Below are 6787 nucleotides of genomic sequence, written 5' to 3'. Positions count from 1 at the left end.
GCGCGTCCGACCACATCACCAATGTCGGCACGTTGAACCTCACCGGCATCGAAACCGGCGCCACCGTGCAGTACAGCGTCGATAACGGTGCGCACTGGAGCACCAGCTTCGGTGCCCTGGAAGGCGCGAACAACGTGCAGGTCCGGCAGATCGACGTCGCGGGCAACACCTCGGCGGCGACGTCGTTCGGCTTCACGCTCGACACGTCGGCCGCCGCGCCGGGCGTTGCCCTCACCACCGATTCCGGCAGCAGCGCGTCCGATCACGTCACCAATGTCGGCACGTTGAACCTGACCGGTGTCGAGACCGGTGCCACCGTCGAATATTCGACCGATGGCGGCCATACCTGGAACACCAGCTTCAATGCCGTCGAAGGCCTGAACGATGTGCAGGTCCGCCAAATCGACGTGGCGGGCAATACGTCGGCCGCGACGTCGTTCGGCTTCACGCTCGACACGTCGGCCGCCGCGCCGGGCGTTGCCCTGACCACCGATTCCGGCAGCAGCGCGTCCGACCACATCACCAATGTCGGCACACTGAACCTGACCGGCATCGAAACCGGGGCCACCGTGCAGTACAGCGTCGACAACGGGGCGCACTGGAGCACCAGTTTCGGTGCCCTGGAAGGCACGAACAACGTGCAGGTTCGCCAGATTGACGTCGCAGGCAATACGTCGGCCGCGACGTCGTTCAGCTTCACGCTCGACACGTCGGCGGCTGCACCCGGTGTTGCCCTGACCACCGACTCCGGCAGCAGCGCGTCCGACCACATCACCAATGTCGGCACGTTGAACCTCACCGGCATCGAAACCGGCGCCACCGTGCAGTACAGCGTCGACAACGGCGCGCACTGGAACACCAGCTTCAACGCCATCGAAGGCACGAATAACGTGCAGGTCCGGCAGGTCGACGTCGCGGGCAATACTTCGTCGGCGACGTCGTTCGGCTTCACGCTCGACACGTCGGCTGCCGCGCCGGGCGTGGCCCTCACCACCGACTCGGGCAGCAGCGCCTCCGACCACATCACCAACGTCGGCACGTTGAACCTGTCCGGTGTCGAATCCGGCGCCACCGTGCAATACAGCGTCGACAACGGTGCGCACTGGAACACCAGCTTCAACGCCATCGAAGGCACGAACAACGTGCAGGTCCGCCAGATCGACGTCGCGGGCAACACCTCGTCGGCGACGTCCTTCAGCTTCACGCTCGACACATCGGCCGCAGCGCCCGGCGTGGCCCTGACCACCGATTCCGGCAGCAGCCCATCCGACCACATCACCAACGTCGGCACGCTGAACCTCACCGGCATCGAAACCGGTGCCACCGTGCAGTACAGCATCGACAACGGCGCGCACTGGAACACCAGCTTCAGCGCCGTCGAAGGCACGAACAACGTGCAGGTCCGCCAGATCGACGTGGCAGGCAACATCTCGAACGCGACCAGCTTCAATTTCACGCTCGACACCACCGCCCCGTCCACGCTGTCGTGGCAATACAGCGGGAACACGCTCACAGCCAACACCGACACGTCGAACGTCTGGAAAGTGACGGTCCACGACAACACCACCAACGCCGACTACAGCGCAACGCAACAAAGCGCCGGTACCTGGGCCTTCACGCAACAGAGCCTCAACCTCAACAAGGACTCCCTCACCGTGACCGAGTGGGACACGGCAGGCAACACGCGATCCTCGACGCACACGGCGCCCGCCGGCGTCGCCGGATCCGAGATCAATCTGGCGCTGGCCGATCCGTCCGGCCATGCGTCCGACCTCGCGGTGACGATCGCCGGCATCCCGTCCGGCTGGACGCTGAACGCCGGCACCAACCTCGGCAACGGCGCATGGCTCGTCCCGACGAACGATCTCGGCGCACTCACCGTCACGCCGCCCGCGTCCTTCACGGGCGCCACGGTGCTCACCGTGACCGAAACCTGGACCGCCGCGGACGGCAGCCACCAGGCCGTCACGGTCGCCGACAACGTCGAAGCGTTCGCGGCCAACGCGCCGATCTTCGCGTGGTCCGGCGACGATCAGCTCACGGGATCCGCCGGCCACGACCTGTTCGTGTTCGCGCAGCCGATCGGCAACGACACGCTGCACAATCTCGACCTCGCCGCCGACAAGATCGACCTCGTCGGATTCACCGGCATCACGAGCTTCAGCGACGTCCAGGCCCACATGACGGACGACGCCAACGGCAACGCGGTGATTGCACTGGGCGACGGCGCGACCATCACGGTGGCGGGCGTTCACGCCACCGACCTCACCAGCGACAATTTCGTGTTCGACCAAGAGGCGGTCACGACCAACGCCGGCGTCATGACGGTCAACGACGGCGCGATGCTTCCCGTCGGCGGCACGATCGACAACACGGGCACGATCGCGCTCGGATCGACGGGCGACCTGACCCGGTTCGAGGTGCTGGTCAGGAGCGCGACGCTGGAAGGCGGCGGTCACGTGACGCTGTCGGACGACAGCCACAACGTCATCTTCGGCAGCACGCCGGACGCGACGCTCGTCAACGTCGACAACACGATCGCCGGGGCCGGCCAGCTCGGCGCCGGCCAGCTGACGCTCGTCAACGAAGGGACGATCGTCGCCAGCGGCGCCAACGCGCTCGTGATCGACACGGGCGCCCACGCCGTCGTCAATACGGGCACGCTCGAGGCAACCGGCAGCGGCGGCCTCGTGCTCGACAGCGCCGTAGCGAACACGGGCAACCTGTGGGCCAACAACGGCAACCTGACGATCCACGGCGACGTGACGGGCGCCGGCAGCGCGACGATCAGCGGCACCGCGACCCTGGAGTTCGGCGGCGCGTCCGCGGAAAACACGACGTTCGCCGACGGCGCCGCCGGTACGCTCAAGCTGGACCAGTCCGCCGGCTTCACCGGCACGGTCAGCGGCTTCGGCGCGGCCGATACGCTCGATCTCGCGGATGTCCTGTTCAACGACCACACGACGCTCAGCTTCACGGCCAACGACACCGGAACGGGCGGCACGCTGACCGTCAGCGACGGCGCCCACACGGCGCAGGTTGCGCTGCAGGGCAACCTGTCGGCCGGCGGCTTCCAGCTTTCGCACGATCAAGGCAGCGGCACCGTCGTCACTTACACCCCGCCGCCGCTGCCCCACGTCCAGGAGGTCTAGCCGGCCGGAACGCCCCGCGAGCGACGCGTGCACGCGCGATCGAATGCAGCACGCCGTCGCTCGCGGCGGCAGGTCCGACGCATCCTGCGCAGCGCACCGACGCGAATATCCTCACGGGAATTCCGTCGAATGGACTAAGCTGCCAGAAGGCGCAACGTGATTCCGGCGAGCTGCGCCGGCCGCATGATTCCGAGCATCGCGAAATATCCGATCGTGCCTGAGCCGTGCTGCTTGCTGGCAGCCGTCAGGCGACAGGCGACAGGAAACCGAGTCGATGAACCGAAACTACCCGCTGCTAGCCGTGCTCGCACTCGCGTCGGCGCTTGCCGCCGCCTCGTCGCTCGCCGCCGCGCAAAGTCTCCAGGAAGCAGTCGAGCAAGCGATCAGAACCAACCCCGAAGTCCGCGCCACCACGTATAACCGCGAAGCGGCCGATCAGGGCCTGAAGCAGGCGCGGGCCGGCTACTGGCCGCGCGTGGACGTCGACGCGTCGATCGGCAAGGAGCAGCGCGACGATGTGGAGACCCGCCTGCTCGGCCTGAACCGGACCACGTTCACGCATCGCAATGCCAACGTGACGTTGTCGCAGATGCTGTTCGACGGCTTCGCGGTCAGGAGCGAAGTGGCGCGTCAGCAGGCGCGCATCGACTCGTCCGCCAATCGCGTCGCCTCCACGTCCGAGGACGTGGCGCTGCGCGTGGTGGGCGCCTATCTCGAGGTGCTGCGCCGCCGGGAGACGACGGCCGCCGCTGAGGACAACCTCGAATCCCATCGCCGGATCCACGACCAGATCAAGCTGCGCAGCGACCGCGGCGTCGGGCGCCGCGCCGACCTTTACCAGGCGGAAAGCCGGCTGGCGCTGGCCCAGGACAACTTGCGCACCGAGCAAAGCAGCCTGAAGGATGCAGAAGTGGCTTACGCCCGTCTCGTAGGCTCGGCCCCGGATGCGCTCGTCAAGCCGGTGGCGCCGGAAGGCGCGCTGCCGCCGACCGAACGCCTCGCGCTGGACGCGGCGCTGGCGAACCACCCGTCGCTCGCCGGCGCCGAGGCGGACGTGGCCCAGGCACGCGCCCGGTACGACGGCGCCAAGGCCGCGCTGTGGCCGCGCCTCGACCTGGAGCTCAGCGCGAGCCACGACCGCGACGGCGTGCTCGGCCCGACCAACGACCGCCGCGTGATGCTGCGTCTTCGCTACAACCTGTTCCAAGGGGGCGCCGACAAGGCGCGCATCGGCGAAGCGCACGCGCAGATCCGCGAAGCGGAAGAGGAACGCAATCGCACGCGCCTCGAGATCCAGGAAAGCGTTTCGCATGCGTACAACGCGTACCTCACCGCGCGCGACCGGATGGTCGTGCTCAAGCAGTACGTCGATTCCAGTGCGGCGACGCGCGAAGCGTACATGCTGCAGTTCGGCATCGGACAGCGCTCGCTGCTCGATCTGCTCAATGCCGAGAACGAGTATTACAGCGCGCGCATCGATTACATCGGCGGCCAGTATGCGGAAGCCGCGAGCGCCTACCGGGTGTTCGCCGGCATGGGACAGTTGCTCGAGACGCTGCACGTCGGGCGGCCGGCCGAGGCGTGGGGAGCCGGCAGCGCGCGGCCGGCGGTCGCCTTCAATCGCGGCGCCCAGGACACCGGGAAATGACACTCGCCCGGGCGGCGCGGCTGACTGGACCCGGCGCGCTCATGGGGGATGAACACGGGAAGCGCAATTTTCTATCATAAGCCTTGAAGTTATGAAATCTATTGTGCTTATGCTTAAGGTGCCATAAGCAGACCTACTGCTTGAAATCCCGAGAACGAAACGCCTGATCGAATTGCCGGGCTCGCTGCACCTCGTCGCTGTGCAGGTAGGTGGACGTCGTCGAGATCGAGGCGTGCCGCAGGTTGTCGCGCACCATGATCAGCTCAGCACCACGCGCCAGCGCGTGCGACGCGTGGGTGTGCCGCATCCAGTGCGGGCTCGCGCGGCGCAGCTTTTCGGCGGTCGCCGGCCGATCGTCCTGGATTGCATCGGCCACCAGCATGAAGAACCGTCGCAGCACGCGCCAGAGCCGTCTGGGTTCGATGCCCGCGCCATCCTCGTCAAGGCTCGCAACGAGCGGCGTCGCCGGGTCCCAGCGTGCGAGCGTGATCGGCAGCCCGCGCTGCACGAGATATTGATCCAGCGCGGTTCGAGCGAGTGACGGTAGCGCCATCTTGCCGAGCTTGCCATCCTTGCCAAGCACGTGCAGCCAGTGATCGCCGTGCTCGTCCCGGCGGATGTCGCCGAGCGTCGCGCCGACCAGCTCGCTCGCGCGCAGGCCGGTCGCATAGCCGAAGTCCAGCAGGAAGCGGAGGCGCTGCACGGCCGGCAGGCTCCAGCCGTACGACCATTCGAGGCCCTCGGCAAGTGCGCGGATCAACAACCACTCGCCCTCGGAGAATCCCCGTGACCACGATGACGATGCGCGAGCTGGACCGATTCAAGGTGATTCAGGATGTATCCCATCGCCATAGACTATTTGAAATTTTTATTCAAATTAATGCAATTGCACCTCCGAATATAATTGACTCCATAAGCGATAAAAGCGTGACTGCGCCAGATATGCCGGCATCTCCGAATAGACGAAGAACGGAGTCAGCCCATAGCGTACGCCCTGTCGATCACATTGCCGCAGAAAAGTCGGCCCCACCTGTGTCGCCGCCTCCAGCAAGCTGCGTAGCGGCATGCCCGCGGTCTCATTGAGCACGACGTGAAGAATCGGATAGAGTGCGTCACGCTCACGGCACTCGGTTTGGCGACATGCTTCGCAATACGCCTCCCAGCCTTCGTCGGTGCGGTCGATCGGTGCTGGGACGGCCGCGCGGACGTGCGCGGAGACGACGTCATCGAGACATTTCCGATTGCCCTCCAGCACCGCGAGATTCTTACGCCGAAACGCATCTTCGATCAGCGCGCGTTCGGCGTCGTCGATTGTCCGGAAGCCCGCGTAATCTTTATCGCCCCAGGCTTCAGCGTAGTCCCAGTCATACAGTGACCGGATATCGTTCAGTCTCTGCCCTTCGACGACATAGCGCACGAGCGTCGGACACATGTCCATGACGAACAGCCTCTGATTCAACGCGTCCATGGTCCTTGCCGGCATTCTGTCGACGAGGTACTCCAGCGACTCCGCGTTTGCGCGCCGGTGGACGCGCACCGCCCGGCTCGCCACGTCCGGTGCGGCGGCCCGGTCATTTAACGGTCCTGCCACGGTCAACAGTTTGTCCAGTGACCAGGTCGTCACGGCGGCATAACCCGGATGAAAAGCCACGATTGAAGCGCGATCGCCATAGCCAAATCGCGCGAGCACGTCGAGGTACTGTTCGAGCCGCTCCAGGTGCGCACGCACGCATCAAGCGATTGATTCAATACTGGTTTATCCGGTGTTCAAGCGAAAGGCGATCCCGTTCGCGCGCCCGGGCATGCTTATTTCCGTCGACCCAAGTTGTCGGATTTGATCAAGAATCCGGCGCAGATTGCGCTTCCGGTTTCCACTAGACTTACTCGCATATAGGTAACGATCGGTAATACAGCAGCGAGACATGCGAACCCATGGGAAGCGCACGTCTGAATGAAACGATTGCCCGCGGACGTGTACCGCACGGCG

At 65.5% G+C, this 6787-nt stretch carries 3 protein-coding genes and 1 pseudogene; 2 read left to right on the top strand and 2 right to left on the bottom strand.

Annotated elements, in window-relative coordinates:
* The coding region (locus DIE16_RS23620; protein ID WP_260434438.1) for an Ig-like domain-containing protein at nucleotides 1-3152 on the top strand (3152 nt) is incomplete at its 5' end.
* A 274-nt stretch (nucleotides 3153-3426) separates the two neighbouring features.
* Entirely contained in the window at nucleotides 3427-4800 is a 1374-nt protein-coding gene (locus DIE16_RS23615; RefSeq protein ID WP_124893519.1) for a TolC family outer membrane protein, read from the top strand.
* Nucleotides 4801-4933: 133 nt separating this feature from the next.
* On the opposite strand, the pseudogene DIE16_RS23610 reads toward DIE16_RS23615, so the two are convergent.
* Both DIE16_RS23610 and DIE16_RS23605 read right to left on the bottom strand, forming a co-directional pair.
* Nucleotides 4934-5590: pseudogene (locus DIE16_RS23610) on the bottom strand (tyrosine-type recombinase/integrase); the annotation flags it as partial.
* An 87-nt stretch (nucleotides 5591-5677) separates the two neighbouring features.
* The gene (locus DIE16_RS23605) at nucleotides 5678-6529 is read right to left on the bottom strand and encodes a hypothetical protein (protein WP_124893518.1); all 852 of its coding nucleotides are present in this window, start codon (nucleotides 6527-6529) and stop codon (nucleotides 5678-5680) included.
* Nucleotides 6530-6787 lie beyond the last annotated feature (258 nt).

This window comes from Burkholderia sp. Bp9090, from assembly GCF_003857985.1.
Lineage (GTDB): Bacteria > Pseudomonadota > Gammaproteobacteria > Burkholderiales > Burkholderiaceae > Burkholderia.
Note: the sequence above shows the minus strand (reverse complement) of the source record. Positions and strands in the feature narration are given on the sequence as shown.